The organism is Bdellovibrio sp. CKG001, assembly GCF_055397465.1.
The window spans coordinates 57,697-74,409 of record NZ_AP029173.1; the positions used below are offsets into that span (position 1 = coordinate 57,697).

General features: G+C 48.4%; 13 protein-coding genes and 1 tRNA gene. 10 read left to right on the forward strand and 4 right to left on the reverse strand.

Annotated elements, in window-relative coordinates; genetic code table 11:
- Positions 1–40: 40 nt before the first annotated feature.
- Positions 41–1,792 carry a transcription termination factor Rho gene (rho, locus tag ACZ50P_RS00295; protein WP_464132663.1) on the forward strand — a complete coding sequence of 584 codons (1,752 nt, stop codon included), beginning with the start codon at positions 41–43 and terminating at the stop codon, positions 1,790–1,792.
- A 74-nt stretch (positions 1,793–1,866) separates the two neighbouring features.
- On the opposite strand, the gene ACZ50P_RS00300 is transcribed toward rho, so the two are convergent.
- Positions 1,867–2,295, reverse strand: a complete 429-nt coding sequence (locus ACZ50P_RS00300; protein ID WP_464132665.1) for a hypothetical protein — start codon at positions 2,293–2,295, stop codon at positions 1,867–1,869.
- A gap of 332 nt (positions 2,296–2,627) precedes the next feature.
- On the opposite strand from ACZ50P_RS00300, the gene ACZ50P_RS00305 reads away from it, so the two are divergent.
- From ACZ50P_RS00305 to murA, 4 genes are all read left to right on the forward strand, one after another.
- A complete protein-coding gene (locus ACZ50P_RS00305; protein ID WP_063205867.1) occupies positions 2,628–2,873 on the forward strand; it encodes a type B 50S ribosomal protein L31 in 246 nt (81 codons plus the stop codon).
- A gap of 114 nt (positions 2,874–2,987) precedes the next feature.
- Positions 2,988–4,061: a peptide chain release factor 1 gene (prfA, locus tag ACZ50P_RS00310; RefSeq protein ID WP_464132667.1), complete on the forward strand. Its 1,074-nt coding sequence runs from the start codon at positions 2,988–2,990 to the stop codon at positions 4,059–4,061.
- Positions 4,062–4,064: 3 nt separating this feature from the next.
- Positions 4,065–4,946, forward strand: coding sequence for a peptide chain release factor N(5)-glutamine methyltransferase (gene prmC / locus ACZ50P_RS00315; protein WP_464132669.1), 882 nt, complete (start codon positions 4,065–4,067; stop codon positions 4,944–4,946).
- Positions 4,939–6,192, forward strand: coding sequence for a UDP-N-acetylglucosamine 1-carboxyvinyltransferase (gene murA / locus ACZ50P_RS00320; RefSeq protein WP_464119230.1), 1,254 nt, complete (start codon positions 4,939–4,941; stop codon positions 6,190–6,192). Before prmC ends, murA begins: the two co-directional genes overlap by 8 nt.
- A 208-nt stretch (positions 6,193–6,400) precedes the next feature.
- On the opposite strand, the gene ACZ50P_RS00325 is transcribed toward murA, so the two are convergent.
- Complete coding sequence (locus tag ACZ50P_RS00325) at positions 6,401–6,799, reverse strand: hypothetical protein (protein WP_464119232.1); 399 nt, start codon at positions 6,797–6,799, stop codon at positions 6,401–6,403.
- A 260-nt stretch (positions 6,800–7,059) separates the two neighbouring features.
- Between ACZ50P_RS00325 and ACZ50P_RS00330 the strand changes: the two genes are divergently transcribed.
- The 5 genes from ACZ50P_RS00330 to ACZ50P_RS00350 all read left to right on the forward strand — a co-directional run bounded on the left by ACZ50P_RS00330 (position 7,060) and on the right by ACZ50P_RS00350 (position 12,650).
- On the forward strand, positions 7,060–9,945 hold the full coding sequence (locus tag ACZ50P_RS00330; RefSeq protein WP_464132671.1) for a tetratricopeptide repeat protein: 2,886 nt from the start codon (positions 7,060–7,062) through the stop codon (positions 9,943–9,945).
- Positions 9,946–9,971: 26 nt separating this feature from the next.
- Complete coding sequence (locus tag ACZ50P_RS00335) at positions 9,972–10,280, forward strand: hypothetical protein (protein WP_347359458.1); 309 nt, start codon at positions 9,972–9,974, stop codon at positions 10,278–10,280.
- Between the two features lie 183 nt (positions 10,281–10,463).
- On the forward strand, positions 10,464–11,759 hold the full coding sequence (gene serS, locus ACZ50P_RS00340) for a serine--tRNA ligase (RefSeq protein WP_464132672.1): 1,296 nt from the start codon (positions 10,464–10,466) through the stop codon (positions 11,757–11,759).
- 95 nt (positions 11,760–11,854) lie between these two features.
- Positions 11,855–11,944: transfer RNA gene (locus ACZ50P_RS00345), tRNA-Ser, on the forward strand.
- Positions 11,945–12,014: 70 nt separating this feature from the next.
- Positions 12,015–12,650 carry a DedA family protein gene (locus ACZ50P_RS00350; RefSeq protein ID WP_464135235.1) on the forward strand — a complete coding sequence of 212 codons (636 nt, stop codon included), beginning with the start codon at positions 12,015–12,017 and terminating at the stop codon, positions 12,648–12,650.
- Here the strand turns inward: ACZ50P_RS00350 and ACZ50P_RS00355 are convergent.
- Both ACZ50P_RS00355 and ACZ50P_RS00360 read right to left on the reverse strand, forming a co-directional pair.
- The gene (locus ACZ50P_RS00355; RefSeq protein WP_464132675.1) at positions 12,647–14,596 is read right to left on the reverse strand and encodes an adenylate cyclase; all 1,950 of its coding nucleotides are present in this window, start codon (positions 14,594–14,596) and stop codon (positions 12,647–12,649) included. The genes ACZ50P_RS00350 and ACZ50P_RS00355 overlap by 4 nt on opposite strands.
- On the reverse strand, positions 14,580–16,664 hold the full coding sequence (locus tag ACZ50P_RS00360) for a DUF5585 domain-containing protein (RefSeq protein ID WP_464132676.1): 2,085 nt from the start codon (positions 16,662–16,664) through the stop codon (positions 14,580–14,582). The genes ACZ50P_RS00355 and ACZ50P_RS00360 overlap by 17 nt, the downstream gene beginning before the upstream one ends.
- Positions 16,665–16,713 lie beyond the last annotated feature (49 nt).

Below are 16,713 nucleotides of genomic sequence, written 5' to 3' on the forward strand. Positions count from 1 at the left end.
CGCTCTTTTTTCTGATTAAAATCCTACAAGGAGAATTTGTTTGTCTGAACCTAAAGATCAACAAGGCGTTGAGGTGGTAAAAAAACGTACTCGTACAACAAAGAGTGCGTCTGAAGACACCTCGATTCCGACTCCTGCAGAGGCATCTCCAGCCCCTGCAGTTGAAGCGGCACCAGCCGCCCCAGCCACTTCTGCCACCACACCACCTCCTGCAGCTGCTCAACAAGCTGCCGCTCCAGAAGCGCGCCAAGACAGACCCCAGCAAAACAATCAACGCCGTGAATTCCGCCCACACAATCGTGACAACCGTGATCGTAATGATCGTGGTGATCGCAACGACCGCAACGACCGTGGGGACAGGGGTGATCGCGGGGGTCATCGTCATGACCGTAACGCCAATCAACGCCGCGACTTCAGAGGCGATCGCAATCGCGACGAAGGCCAACCAATGGCTGACGACGCTCACTCCACACAACCGGCACAAACGCAGGATGTGGATTTGGCCGACATCTCTTTGACCGATGAGGAAAAGAGCTGGTTGTCCTCCAAGGACTTGAAATCAAAAAACATCACGCAGCTGACAGAGCTTGCAAATAAACTGAAAATCGAAAACGCTGCCGGTCTTCGCCGTCAGGATATGATCTTCGAAATTCTGAAACGTGCCGCGAAACTGGGTCAGGACATTTATGGTTCTGGCGTTCTGGAAATCCTTCCCGACGGTTACGGCTTCCTTCGTTCACCGGACTACAACTATCTTCCGGGTCCGGATGATATCTACGTTTCTCCATCCCAGATCCGTCGCTTCGGTCTAAGAACCGGTGACACGGTCACAGGAACTGTCCGCCCACCAAAAGATGGCGAACGTTACTTTGCACTATTGAAAGTGGACTCTTTGAACTTCGAGACCACTGAAAACGGCAAGGACAAAATCCTTTTCGACAACTTAACGCCGCTTTATCCAAACGAGCGCCTGAAGCTGGAACACAGCCCTGGCGAATACACAACGCGTGTTGTGGATCTGATGGCTCCGCTGGGTAAAGGTCAGCGTGCTTTGATCGTGGCGCCACCAAGAACAGGTAAAACTGTTTTGATGCAACAAATTGCCAATGCGATCACGCACAATCATCCGGAAGTAAAATTGATCGTTCTTCTGATCGATGAGCGTCCGGAAGAGGTGACTGACATGCAACGTACTGTAAAAGGTGAAGTTGTATCGTCCACGTTCGATGAGCCACCAACTCGTCACGTTCAGGTTGCAGAGATGGTTATTGAAAAAGCAAAACGTCTGGTTGAGCACAAACACGACGTGGTGATCCTGCTGGATTCCATCACTCGTCTGGCGCGTGCATACAACACCGTTGTTCCTCCATCCGGTAAAATCCTGTCTGGTGGTGTGGATTCCAACGCCCTTCATAAACCAAAACGTTTCTTCGGTGCGGCTCGTAACATCGAAGAAGGCGGATCTTTGACTATTATCGCGACAGCTTTGATCGATACGGGTTCCCGTATGGACGAGGTTATCTTCGAGGAGTTTAAAGGTACTGGTAACGCCGAGATCCACTTGGATCGCAAGCTGATGGAAAAACGTATCTTCCCTTGCATGGACATCAATAAGTCCGGCACTCGTAAGGAAGATTTGTTGGTTGATAAAGCTGATCTGAATCGTCTGTGGATCCTGAGAAAAGTATTGGCACCTATGAACGTTGTCGATGCGATGGAATTCCTGATCGACAAAGTGGAAGGCACAAAAACCAATACGGACTTCTTGAAAGCCATGTCCGGACCAGGCTAAGCATTGCTTAGCCCTGGAAATTAGAGATTGGAAAATTGAAGAAAAAAGGGAGTCGCAAGACTCCCTTTTTGTTTTTAAGGATTAGGTTGGGGTTCTGGTTCTGGCTCTGGTTCGGGTTGCGGTTCCGGTTGAGGCTGAGGTTCCGGAGTGGGTTCGGTCTTTTTTAAAGCGTCTGTTTCGCAGCCGCCATAGAGGCTGTCATCAATCACGCCTTCAAAAGGATAGACGAAATCAGACATGCCATCAGAGCCTTCTTTGGTGGTGTCTATCACAAGTCGGTGGCTGATGCCTTCGCTGGTGATTGTGATGATGCCACCTTTATCAAAAGTCACTTTGCCTGGGACCTCCAGGGTTCCCTGATCCGGGGACTCGACTTTGACTTTATTTGTATCAGAATTATAGGACACAGAAATAAAAGGTTCAGTGAAGGTGCAGTAGATACTTTCTGCTGAAGCCACATGAGACAGGGTCAAGACGGCCGCGAACGGGACCAAAAACTTCATGGAATACCTCCTTGTAGGTCCATCAAGAGTAGGTGGCTTCGGAGGTGGAGCTCAACGATCCCCGGGGCTTTGAGGTAAAATACAAGGGCGACCCTCGTGGTTCCAAGGTCCTGATTTGCCCTGTCTCGAAAAACACTATAATCCTATTAAACTCGGGAAATAGGTTAATTAAGTGATTGAAATATCTAAGTTTTATTAAAACTACCAGACCCCCTGTGGGCCTCTGAAGATGCCAATAAAATCAGCGATTTATGCTCGACACAGGGTGGTCAGTATGTTACATCCTTACAGCTTAAGACCCATAGGTTAAATTATTTAGAAGGAATCAGGTCATGAAACAAAACCTACACCCAAAAGTAAATACTGTTGTATTTAAAGATATCTCTTGCGACTTCAGTTTCTTGGGAACATCTACTCTTCACTCTAACGAAACTGTTAAATGGGAAGACGGTAAAGAATATCCACTAATCAAAGTTGAGATCTCTTCTGCATCTCACCCGTTCTTCACTGGTAAGCAACGTGTGATGGATACTGAAGGTCGTATCGATCGTTTCAAAAAACGTTACGGCAAGAAGTAAATTTCAGACCTCCGTTCGGGGGACGTTCTTGTATGAAATGCGGTTCAAAGTTCGAGCCGCATTTTCGTTTTCAGCCACAGTCATTTTCCATCTCAGCATGAGCAGGAGCTCTTCATGTTCTCGAAGTTAGACGCAGTTGAATCTCGTTACGAAGAAGTCAATATGGCTCTTCAAAGACCGGATATTGCCTCTAATCAGACGCAGTATCGGGCTTTGATGAAGGAACTGGGCAATCTGGAAAAGATTGTTCTGGTTTATCGCGACTATAAAAAGAAGACTGAAAATCTGAAAGCCAGCAAAGAACTTCTGACGGCAGAACAAGACTCAGAAATGCGCGAGCTGATCCGCGAGGAAGTGAAAGAGCTGGAAGCCGAGCTTCCAGAGCTTGAGCACCAGTTGAAGGTGGCATTGATCCCGAAAGATCCAAACGATGACAAGAATACGATTCTTGAGATTCGTGCGGGTGCCGGCGGGGACGAAGCAGCCCTTTTTGCTGATGAACTTTTCCGTGGCTATGTTCACTATGCCGCTTCCCAGGGCTGGAAGGTGGAAATGATTTCTTTCTCTGAAGGTAACGCCGGAGGAGCGAAAGAGATTATCGCCAGCATCACCGGGGATTCTGTTTTCAGTAAAATGAAGTATGAATCCGGTGTTCATCGCGTGCAGCGTGTTCCAAAGACCGAAGCTGCGGGCCGTATCCACACCTCCACTGTCACTGTAGCGGTGATTCCAGAGGTGGAAGTTTCTGAAATCAAGATCCCGATGTCTGATGTTCGCATTGAAACCATGCGTTCCCAAGGCTCCGGCGGTCAGTCGGTAAATAGAACGGAATCCGCAGTTCGCGTCGTGCACTTGCCGACCGGGATCGACGTAAAATGTCAGGAAGGAAAGTCACAATCCACCAACCGTGAGCGTGCTTTCCAGATCCTTTACGCAAAATTGCAGCAGATCGAAGACGAAAAAGCCCGCAAAGAAGCATCCGACGTTCGTTTGGAGCAAATCGGGACCGGGGATCGTTCAGAGCGCATTCGCACTTACAATTTCCCGCAGACTCGCATCACGGATCATCGTATTGGTTTGACGATCCACCAGTTGGATCAGGTGATGAGCGGTTCATTTGAGTTGCTGATTGATCCACTCATTGCTAACTTCCAGGCAGAGGCACTTAAAAAACAAGTCTCTGCTTAATGAATGAAACTAAAAGAAATACTCGATAAAACCACAGCTTTCTTCAAAGATAAAAAAATCGATACTCCACGTTTGGATGCGGAACTGCTTTTGGCCCACGGGCTGAAGCTGGAACGCATTCAATTGTATCTGCGTTTTGATCAGCCCATGAAAGAAGAAGAGCTGGCCGTCTTGCGTGAATTGGTTCGCCGTCGTGCGGCCGGAGAGCCTGTGGCTTATATTTTGGGCTATCGTGATTTCTTCGGCCACCGTTTTGAAGTGAATTCAAACGTCCTGATTCCGCGCCCGGAAACAGAGCATATTGTGGAAGATGTTCTGGCGTGGGCGCAAGATAAAGATCAACCCTGGGGTTTTGTCGACCTTGGCTGTGGCTCGGGTTGCATTGGGTTGAGTCTTTTAAAGGAATATCCGCTGGCAAAACTTGTCGCCGTGGATCTTTCTGCCGGAGCCGTGGAAACAGCACAAAGAAACGCTGAAGCCCTGGGTGTGGCAGACCGGGTTCAGTTCCTGAACTGTGATGCCAGCAATGTGGATAGAATTATGTCGGCTTACAGGGACTTCACTGGCAAAGACCAGATTGACGTTTTGGTTTCCAACCCGCCTTACATTGCTCCCAATGACCCCCAAGTTGAAGAAAACGTAAAGAAATATGAACCCAATTCCGCGCTTTATGCGGAAGAAGATGGTTTGGCACTATTAAAGGCATGGTCGGCAGCTTTTGCCCCCTACCTGAAGAAACCCGGATTGATGCTGATGGAAATGGGAATGAGCCAGGGGGCGGCGATGAAGCAGTCCTTTGAAAGCTTAAAAATATTTAACGAAATCAGTGTCATCAAAGATCTTTCTGGGCATGATAGAGTCATCCGCGGAGAAACACATGGATAAAATGGTCGTTACGGGCAATGGCCCACTAAAAGGTACTGTCGCGACGAGTGGTGCGAAGAACGCTGCTCTTCCAATTCTATTTTCAACTCTTCTGGCAGAAGGCACACACGTTTTCACAAACATGCCGAAGCTAAAGGATATCGAATCCACTTCTGAGTTACTGAACAGCCTGGGTTGTGAGACAAAATGGGTGGGCGACGAATTTCACGTAACCGTGAACAAACCCTCTTCCTTTGAAGCATCTTATGATCTAGTTCGCAAAATGCGCGCAAGTTTCCTGTGTATGGGCCCCATGTTGGCCAAATACGGTGAGGCGGTTGTTTCCCAGCCGGGTGGATGTGCCATCGGAAGTCGTCCCATTGATTTGCACTTGGATGGTTTCAAAGCGTTGGGTGCCACTATCACGCAAAAAGAAGGTTACGTTCATGCAGGATCTCCGAAGCTTCAAGGTTCGACATTCCTGTTTGAAACAGTGACTGTCGGCGGAACCGAAAACGTGATGATGGCGGCGACTTTGGCAAAGGGCGTGACCATTCTTGAAAATGCTGCGAAAGAGCCAGAGATCGTGGATCTTGCTGAGTACCTGAACAAAATGGGCGCAAAGATCACAGGCCATGGAACCAGCGTGATTCGCATCGAAGGTGTTGAGCAACTAAAGCCCGCAAAACACGCCATCATGCCTGATCGTATTGAAGCAGGAACCCTGTTGATTGCAGGCGCGATCACGAAAGGTCAAGTGACTGTGACCAAGTGTGTGCCGGCTCATTTGGAAGCTTTGATTTTGAAAATGCGTGAAGCAGGTTTCAAAATCGAAACAACGGCTGATTCCATGACAGTATTCCCATGTGAAAAATGGGAAGCTGTGGATGTGACGACAGCTCCTCACCCGCTGTTCCCGACAGATCTTCAGGCGCAGTTCATGGCTTTGATGACTGTGGCTCACGGAACCAGTGTGATCACTGAAACGGTCTTTGAAAATCGCTTCATGCACGTGACAGAGCTTTCTCGTTTGGGCGCAGATATCACTCCGAAAACCCGCGTAGCTGTTGTGCGTGGCAGACCGGGTCAATTGACGGGAGCACCCGTGATGGCCACCGACTTGCGTGCCAGTGCCTCGTTGGTTCTTGCAGGCCTTGTGGCTTCGGGAGAGACTGTTGTCAGCCGCATCTATCACCTGGATCGCGGATACGAAAAGCTGGAAGACAAACTGTCTTCCCTGGGTGCGAAGATCAAAAGAATTGAATAATAAAGAAGCCCTGAGAAATCAGGGCTTTTGTTTTTTCAGCGACAGTAACTCTAAGCTCCTTGAATCAATCAAGGAGATCCGAAGTTTTCTAGTGGTATTTTAAAAAAGAAAAAGGCCTACAAGGAGGGGGATCCGTAGGCCTTTTTAAGAGAAAAAAGAACAGTCTCAGCCCGCGGAGGGGATGGGGCTGAGACTTAATGACATGAAACTACAAAGTAGCTTCGCTGATACCAAACACAAAGAAGACGACCGTTTTGTTCCCAAAACCGAAACCAGGGAGGGGGTCCACAGTTTCAAGTTCGAAGTTGGGAGCAAGTTGATGCTCAAGTTCAATACCGCTCATCATAACTTTAGAACCAATATAAGGTGTTAGGTCGAACTGTGACTTCAATACGAAGAAAGTCTGCTGATCAGCCATTGCCAAAACAAGGGTGCCGTCAGCCAAAGCCACAACTTCGCCAGTGTGAGTTTTGAAGTTATAATTTTGAAGGTCGGAAACACCGGCCTCTTCACCTAATGCATTGTTTGGAAGTACACCCGCGCGAGCCACTGCGGAAATCGCGAGAACTACCAAGATGTAAACTGCTATCAATGCGTTTCGGATCACTATTAAACTCCCCAAATCACGATCTAACGATGTCTTATACAGCAAAGGCTGTGCCAATATGAGACAGTCGCCAAAGTGCCTTAAATTCGATTTGAGATCCGATTAAAGAGGTCGCCAATCTCAATTCGGAACCAGGGGTAATTCCATTATGGGTTTTAGGTTCTATTCTGGAACCAGTTCCTTGACTAAAGCACAGACCTTTAGACGGTCCTTTCGGGGACATAGTTCTTTGTTAAAAACCACAATATAATCAAGTGTCTATGTCACGCATACAGGTAACTTGGGTTGTTAAAACTAGGAAGGGTCAGGTCAAGGGACCTTACTCGACGGAAGCCATTCTTCGCATGATTGGTGAGGGTGTGTTTTCCGGTCAGGAGATGATCTCGCGCTTGCCTGATGGTCAGTGGACGTTAATTTCCAAGGAACCAGCCTTCTATGACAAACTTCTGGAGGCATTGGAAGGCATCGTTGATGTCGATCCCAAAAAAGCCCAGAAGATGGAAGCGGAAACGGTCATCATTCAGGCTCCGAAGCCTGCAAAACCGAAAACAGAAACCAGCACAGAACACAGTATCAATCCCTCACCGAATCCAAAGCCGCTTTTGCAGCAAATTGATGTGTTGGACACCCCGGCTTACGTTCCTCCGGCAGCAAAGATTGCCTCTGTGCCCTCAGGTGGGGACAAAGAATCCGTTATTGAGCTTTCCAATGTGAAGAACATGGAAAAAGGAGAGCTGCAAAAATCTCTCAAGATCCCCGCTCTGATTCTGGCTGTGGTTATTGTGCTGGGCGTGTGGTTGTTGTGGGATACGGGGCCGGCGGATGGTTCGAAGATTCACCTGTTAGCTCCTGGAAAAGCAGGTTCGGCTTTGTCGGATCAGGCTGTGAAAGAAAAATTGAACGAAGCCCTTTTTGCAATGGAGCAGGACACGTTTGAATCTTACGTATCGGCTCAGAATAAACTGGTGAGCATTATCGAAGGTGCGCCGATGAACATCGAGGTGCGTGCTTTGTTGTGCGTGGTGTATTATGAGCTGTGGCCTTTTGCGGTTCAGGACGCACAGGATGTCCGTACGATAGCGTCGGTGACTCAGGCCACGCGGGCCTTGAATGTGATCAGTCCGTTCGGACAAGTCTGTGAAGCTGTGAAGCTGATGACGGCGGGACGTTACAAGGAAGCCAAAGGAGCCATTGAAGCCACTTTGGAAAGTTCAGAGCCGTTCTCGCTGTTGCCGGTTCTGTACAGCTTTAAAGCTGAGCTTCTGGCGGGTGAAAAAGACTATATGAATGCCGTCCCCTATTTTGAAAAGGCCACTCAGCTTTGGGAAAAATGGCTGGATCCCCAGGTGGCACTGGCGGAAGTCCTTTATCAACAAGGTGACTTTACGTCATCGGCGACCATCCTTCGCAATGTGCTGGCAAAAAACCCCAAACACAAGGAAGCCAAAGTGGCTGCTGGTTTGGTGGAGTATAAAGGCTTTAAAAAATCCGATACGGCCTACGCTCTTCTGAACGCGGCATTGGAATCGAAAGGTCGCATTCCGTCGTTGATCGAAGCCGAAGGTTATGGTGCCTTGGCAGAAATCTTCGTTCTGCGCGGAGAGAAAAAGAAAGCCCTGGATATTGCCCAGAAGGCCTTTGCGTTAAATCCCAATAACGGCGAACTTCGCCAATTGGTGATTCGTCTGGGTGGTAGTGACAAGATCAAAGGTGAAAAAGGCCGAAACAATGAACTGCTGTATTTGGGGGATCAGTACGTGCGCCAAGGGGACTTCCTGGCGGCGCAGGCTGAATTCAAAGCGGCATTTGAAGCGGACCCGAAAAACGGAACCGCCGCAATGAAGGCAGCCAAAGCCCTGTGGCAACTGAATCAAAGTTTTGAGGCCATCGAGTGGCTGAACAAATCCATCAAGGCGGAACCAAAGTTGGTATCAGCCTATGTCTTGCAGGCCGATTACATGTCCCAACGTTTTGACTTTGTCGGGGCTTTGCAGATTCTGACCAATGCCATGCGGATTGCGCCGAACAACTATGAAGTTCTGAGGGGATTAGCGCAGCTGGAGTTCCGTAAAAACAATATGGTGGGGACCATCAACTATGCCCTGCGTGCAGCGAAAGCCTATGATGGGGATATTGAGACTTTCATTCTTTTATCCAAAGCCAACGGATTGCTGGCACGGTCGATAGTTCCTATTAATAAAAAAGAAATTGAGCGCAAGGAAAACGCCGCCAAAGATGCCATTCGTTATGCGACCAAGGCAGTGGAAATTGATGCCACCAACCCTGAAGCACAAATCACCTATGCCAAGATGCTGGCGCAGACCAATGGGGTGGATTCGGGAATCACCTATCTGAACGAGCTGATCAAACGATTCTCCTACACTATGGACTATCGAATCGCTCTAGCAGAAGTTTACAAGTCAGAAGACCGTTACAGCCAGGCGAAAGAGATTTATGAGCGCGCCACCGAAGCCGATCCTCGCAGCAAAAAAGCGTGGCTGGGGTTGGGTGAAAGTGAAAAGGCCCTGGGCTTAAATGACCGGGCTTTGAAGGCCTTCTTAAGTGCGGCGGTTTTGGACCCTACCGATGGGGAAGCTTTGTTCCAGGCCGGGAAATTGTATCTGGAAACCAGTCGTTTCGAGGAAGCCATCCAGCAATTCAAACGTGTTCAAAGGTTGAATCCAAACTATCCGCGAACGCACTACTATATTGGTAAGGCGGCTTTTTCATCGGGGGATTTTGCCACGGCCTTGGAGGCGGCGAAGGCTGAAAAGAAATTAAATCCCAATGTGGCAGATTCTTACATTCTGGCGGCCGAAGTATTTACAGCACGTCGTCAGTATGCGGAGTGTGCGGCCGAGTATTCCACGGCCATGAAGCTTCGTCCTCAAGGGGCGGACATCTATGTCAAGTCAGCCCAGTGTTATCGTCAGTCCGGCTCCCTGGATGTGGCAGAGGACATGCTTGCCCTGGCCTCCGCCCGGGAAAGTGGTTATGCCGAAATCTATCGTGAACAGGGTGCCATCTATGAGATGAAGGGCGATACTCGCTCTGCGGCGCAAGCTTATAATAAATATTTGGGACTCTCGCCAAACGCATTAGATCGTGCTGAAATAGAAGCGAAAATGATGAGACTTGGCAACTAAGGACGGATAACGGAGGAATCTAAGCCATGGGAATCGGCGACAAAATGCGGGGGCTGGCAAGCAGCGCTCAAGAGGGTGTTAAGTCATCCACAATCTCACTGTTTCATATTTTACTGCGCTTGGTGACCGGGCTTGTTCTGGGTTTGACCTTGGCGCTGATCGGACAAGAGCTGATGGGCTATGGCACATTCGCCTTGTTGTTCGTAATGGTTGTGGTTGTTGCTGCGCTGATGAAGATTCTGGCGAACTGGAGCATCGGTCAGATTTTAATTTTTGACCTGATCTGCGTCCTTGTCGTGATGTTGCTAAGAATGTATATACTTGTTGCCCCTTAATGGCCGGCTGGTGAAAAGTGCCCGATCGACTGCGTTGTCGGGCATTGTCCTCGCTCCGACGTGCATAGAGCACGCCTCCGCTGCGGGAAAGCCCTCCGCCTTGCGCTCGAACACTTTTGACCAACCTTTAAAGTGGCAGAGCGATTTGATTTTTGAGATCTGTTTTTGGAAAAGGAAATTGAGATGATTGATATTAAACTTCTGGAAAAGAAAGCTGAGAACGGGACCTCTTACTATGATGAGTACAAGCAAGGGCTTGTAAATCGTGGGGCTTCCACAGAAGTGCTTGAGCAGATCATGGAGCTCAATAAAAAGCGCAAAGAGCTTATCACTCTCGCCGAGACGGCCAAGGCCAACCAAAACAAACTCAGCGGTGAGATCGGCAAGATCAAACGCGAAGGTGGCGATGCTTCTGCAATTTTGGCAGAAGTGGATGTGTTGAAAACTCAGGTGAAAGACCTTGAATCCAAGGCTGCAGAAGCCGATCAACAGGTGACAAACCTGGCATTGGTGATTCCGAACAAGCCGCATTCTTCTGTGCCGGTGGGTTCTTCTGAAAAAGACAATAAAGAGATCAAAGTTGTTGGCACTCCGACCAAGTTCTCTTTCAAAGCCAAAGAACACTGGGAACTGGGTGAAGCGCTGAACATCATTGATTTTGAGCGTGCCGGTAAAACCACGGGCACTCGTTTTGCCTTCCTGAAAGGGGCGGCGGCGCAAATGGAGCGCGCGTTGATCCAGTTCATGATGGATAAGCACTCCATGAAACATGGTTACACCGAAATGATTCCTCCGTTCATGGTGAACAGCAACAGCTTGCTGGGCACTGGGAACTTCCCGAAATTCAAAGAGGACGTTTTCCATCTGGAAGGTTCTGACCTGTATCTGATTCCAACGGCGGAAGTACCGGTGACGAATTACTACAATAACGAAATCCTGGATGAAAAAGATCTGCCTCAAAGCTTCTGTGCTTATTCACCGTGCTTCCGTTCTGAAGCGGGGTCTGCAGGTCGCGACACCAAAGGTCTGATTCGTCAGCACCAATTCGACAAGGTTGAATTGATGGTGTTTGCTCATCCGGACAAATCCCACGAAGTTCATGAGGCTTTGACATCCCACGCAGAGCAGATCTTAATTGATTTGGAGCTGCCGTTCCGCCGTGTACTTCTGTGCACCGGGGACATGGGCTTTGGATCCGCGAAAACTTATGATCTGGAAGTTTGGTTGCCGGGCCAGAATGCGTATCGTGAGATCAGCTCTTGCTCTAACTTCGAGGACTTCCAGGCTCGTCGCGCGAACATCCGCTTCCGCAGTGCCGGTGGCAAACCTCAGTTCGTTCACACGCTGAACGGCTCTGCCCTGGCGGTGGGAAGAACTTTGGTGGCGATCCTAGAAAACTACCAGCGCGAAGACGGTTCCGTGGGCATTCCAAAGGCCTTGCAGCCTTATATGGGCGGCCGTACCGAAATCAGAAAGTAGGTCTTTCCTTCCAAGCAGCATGAGGCCCCGACCTTGTGCTGCGTCATGGAAACAACTGCTTGAATACTCTCGTCAAAACCCATAAAACGGTCGACGGAGAGTTGGTAGAGCGGTTGAATACACCAGTCTTGAAAACTGGCAGCCCTTCGCGGGGCTCGAGGGTTCGAATCCCTCACTCTCCGCCATCATAAACCGCCCACAAGGCGGTTTTTGTGTTTCTGGAGCATTCCTCTTTTCCTTCCGGGGGTCCCTATGATGGAACTTGTCGATATCATCCTTCATCTTGATAAACATATTGCCGAATGGATCGTGTTCTTCGGACCGTGGCTGTATGTGATTTTGTTCCTGATTATCTTTGCTGAAACGGGCCTTGTCGTGACTCCGTTCCTTCCGGGGGATTCCCTGCTGTTTGCACTGGGTGCATTCACTGTTGTGGAAGGTGGTTTGAATCTGTGGGTGATTCTGATCAGCCTGACCATTGCGGGCATCTTGGGGGATACGGTCAACTATCACATCGGAAAGTATCTGGGGCCGAAGGTCTTTGAATCCAACTCGCGCTTCTTTAAAAAAGAATATCTGGATCAAACTCACGCGTTCTATGAGCGTTGGGGAGCTTTCACGATTGTGGCGGCCCGTTTTGCTCCGATCGTTCGTACTTTTGCACCGTTCGTGGCGGGTATCGGTGAAATGCAGTATCGCAAGTTCGTTATTTATAACGTTGCGGGTGCTTTTGCGTGGGTTTGGAGCTTTGTTCTGGCAGGTCACTTCTTCGGGAATCTTCCGGTGGTGAAGCAGAACTTCCACATTGTGATCTTCGGCGTGATCGGGGTGTCTTTGATCCCGATGATTTGGCCGTGGATTTCCAGCAAGCTTAAAAAGAAAAAAGCCTAAGCACTCAGCTTCGTCAGAAGCTCTTTCAGATGCGGATTGGTTTCATAGAAAATGGGATCTGAGCTCTTATAGTGCTCGCCCAATGATTTAACCACAAAGCGACCACTGGCTTGGAAGAGTGGATTCTTGGAATCCAGATACTCTTTCAGCTTTTCGGTCAGTTCTTTATCTAGATCTCTTTTACCACTGACTAACAGGGCATCCGCTGAAACACGATTGTTTTTGGAATAAACAAAACGGCGCAGGAAGGCGATATCTTTTGCTAGATCCCCTAACACGATAATCGCATTGGCCTGCACGCGGGGATCTTTGTGTTCAAGGCAGACACCCAGTTGTTCCAGCAGATTTTCTTTCACCAGGTAAGCAGGAACAAAGTTCGAAGCTAAAGAAATCACGGCCGAAAGAACCTTGTCGTTGGCTTTTTGTTCTTGGTTGAGTTTCAAAATGTCAGAAAGGAACCGCGTAAAGCCATCAGCCTGCGCCTCTGTGCTCATTTTTAGTTTAAATGTCTTTAGAATATTGAAGGCTGTGAAGAAGGTGCTGTCCTTCCCTGCCCCAAGTTCTTGGGTCAGGAACTTATAAGCATAACAAAGATCTTCATCGCTGCGGAAGTAGGTCAGCAAGGTGATATCGGCAGCAAGAGCCTTCTCGATGCTGGTGAACTCTTTGGCGCGATACAAAGTCGACGGCTTCGAAAAACCCTTGAGCAGAGTTTCTTTGGTGTCAGAAATCGTACAAAGTTCCTTCAGAGACTCGGAGGCCTCTGCATAGAAGGTGGCAGAGCTGGAAGCTTTGTCGTCCACCTGACTGAGAAGTCGTGCAGATTCGATCAAAGGCAATCCACTGAGGGCAAAGCCTGAGTCTTGATTTACGAAGCGAATTTTGCCCAAGACAAAACTGCCTTTGACCTTAAAGCAGTGATCGGCGCCCGCAGGCAAAGAGTCCTCAATATCTTGAGCGGTTTTAAAGACACTGCGCAGGCAGGCCAGGGCCATGGCCTGGGAGTTCTGGGGGCCTTCTTTGATGTGAAAGACGATTTCATCGCCGACGTACTGATAGATCAAACCGTTATAGCGTTCAATCAGTTCGCGCGCCTGAATGAAGTAAGCATTCATGATGTCAGTGACGTATTCGTCTTTCTTTTCCAAAAAAATCTGCGTATAGCCGTTCAGATCTACGCGGATCATCGTGCTTTGGAATGCATAAGGGGCCTTCTGGCCGGACTTCATTTCGTGCAAGATCGCAGGTGTCAGGGAGTCGGAATAGTATCGGTTTTCATGCTCGAGATACTGTTTTGTGCTTTCATAGCTTTGTGTGGCCTTAAGAAGTGTCTGGCCTTCTTTGGAGAGGGACTTTACTGAAGCAAGCTTCGAGCGATCGCGTGTGGAAAGGATTTTGGTTAGACTTAAAATATCTTTGAGGAAGATATAGACAATAAGGCCAGCCAGAAGGGTCACGATAAGAATATCCTGAATAATTTGACCTTTCATGTTTAGAGCTGTTTGCAACATGATGTTCTTCTTGTCTTGTAGGACGCCCACGGTAAAGCGATAGTCCATCAACTTGACAGTCCGGAAAGCCAGTTGATCATTTTGCAAGACCTGATTGAAAACCTGATAGTCCGCATTGATCCCAGCAAGATTGTTGAAGTTGTTGTACCATTCCAAGACTTCGCGATCTTTTTGTAAAATATAGAAATCCAGCATGTGAATCTTCCGGGCTGCTTCCAGGCGGTCCTTAAGAAGACTGCGGTTCTCGGAAAGCACTGCTGGGATAAAGCTTTCCTGAACAAATTGCATCTGCTGTTGTCGTTTTAGAATTTCATTTTCAGTGGCGCTTTTTACGTCAAAAAAGAACTGAGTGGAGCTGGCAATGACATATCCCAGCCAGAACACTGCGACGATTGAAATGACGACAGATCTGCGACCATTATTTTTGGCGAACAAATTTATCTCCTTGGTCAAGGAAGATGACTTCGCCTTTGGGCGCACCTACGGTATTACCGTAGAGGTCAAGCACTGTGATTTTTTGAGTTTCCAGTTGTTTTCTAAAGTCCGGCTTTTGCAACTTCTCTTTTGTCGCCTGATAGCTGCTGTTTGAAATGTACGTGACAACCTCTTCCCGGGTAACAGTGGAAGAGGCTTGCTGCGAGGGTGCTAAGTCGTTTGGATTCCTATTTGCGGATCGTGTCTTTGCCGCAATGGAAGGCTTTACGGCCGCGGGAGATCTCGAGGGAGAGCCTCCCAACCCTCCGCCCATAGCCGGTGCTGTGGAGTTAAAGCTGGCCCCGGTGTCGCCTGAAGATCTGGCTCCTGATGCAGAGGCACCTCTTGCCACCTCACTTTGCTCAAACGGTGTGTTGCTTTGCCCTGCTGCTGCCTGGCCAGATCTATTGGCACTAACTGCGCGAGAGGATGAAGGCGCCGGAGAGGAGCCGGGGGCCTGGTTGCCGTCAAGGGTGATCTGTTCGACAATTCTTTCGTTGGAACTCACTTTGTCTCGAGACAGAGCGGCGAACGGATTGGACTTTGCTTTATTGCTATCGGAGCTTTTTGCAGTGCCCGAGCTTTTGGCGGAAACCTCCGAATTTGTGATGTTGGATTCTGCAGAGGCCATTTTGTCGGTGGCTCCCGCTCGTGTGTTCATCGCACCAACTAAGTTATTTGCCATGCGCAGAACGCCGCTACTTTCTGAAGCTGATTGAACCAACGCTTGCTGAGACCCAGCTTCTGTTGCTGGAGACGGACTTGTAATCGATTTCGACAATGTTGGTGAATCTGGGATTCCAGACTGAGCCAAGGTCATTTCCTTGGGAATGTTTGCAGAAGCCTGAGAGGCCGCAATCTGATTCCCATTAGCGGCTGGAGTGGAACTCGAAGACGGACTATTTGCCGCTGGCGGAGAAGATGGCTTCGCTACCTCGACACCGGATTTCCCACCTGAATCAGAAGCCGGGGCTCTGGTTTCTAAGGCAGCTTTAGTGTCGGCTGACGCTTTACCGCTTTGATCTTTGGTAGCCTGGCTTGCAGCATCGTCTGTATTTCCCCTTACGGACTTGAAGCCCATATCGAAATTATTTTCTGAAATCTGCTTACATACAGAGACAACAGCTTCCACCTGCTCTTCGGACTCCAGGCCCGAGCGATGCAACAGTTCGTGCTCTAGATCTTCAGTGCTGGGCACGGAATTTTTTTCTTTATAGATCTGAGCATTCAGATGAATCTTTCGTTTCTCTGAAGTTGCCAAAGGACTTTTTTGGCCCTCAGCTGGCTCACAAGTAATCAGCGGAGCGTGGTCATCTGCTTGATGAGCAAGTTGCATGGCCTGAAGCTGAAAGCGGGCTGCGATTAGATCAGCAGGAATGCCAGATTTGAATTTCTTGTCGTAGGCTTCTTTGAATTTGGGTTTGTGAAGGCATTCCGCAATTGTATTGCCCTTTATCATGTCAGACCTAATAGATTTTGCCAATGGGATAACGAGGGAGTTTTGTAGACGAATGAGCTCACGTGGATTGAACCTACTACCACAGTCTTTGGCGATCAACTTCTCTGCAATAAGTTGCTTTAGGGAAGCAGCTTCGATTTTTTGACTAAAAGAAGCTAATTTACTTTTAATCTCTTCAATCTGGCATTTTGCATCCGTAGTGGAAAGATTCATTAATATGAGCGGACGCTGTGATGCTTCTCCTAATATAAACTTTGAGTTGTCCCATCTGTAAGAAGCAAGACTCACGATCTTATCGTCGACATGTTTTATCTCAAAAATAGCCGGCCGGTGAGCATTGAATTTAACTTTAACTTCCAATGGACCCTTGCGCAGATACCAATAGTCAATCTGGCCATCCAAATTACTATCCATACGTATGTCTTCGTACTCTTTATAAGAGATAACAAAACGACCGATTTTATCATTTTCAGGATTATAAATAATCTTGTGTGGATCCAATAGTGTACGTTGTGGTGCTTGCGCCCACAAGTTTGGAATCAGATAGAGAAGGGTGATTAGGATCTTCACTTCAGTTTATTCGGCAAAAATCTAATAATGGTTTATGGTTAAGAAAATA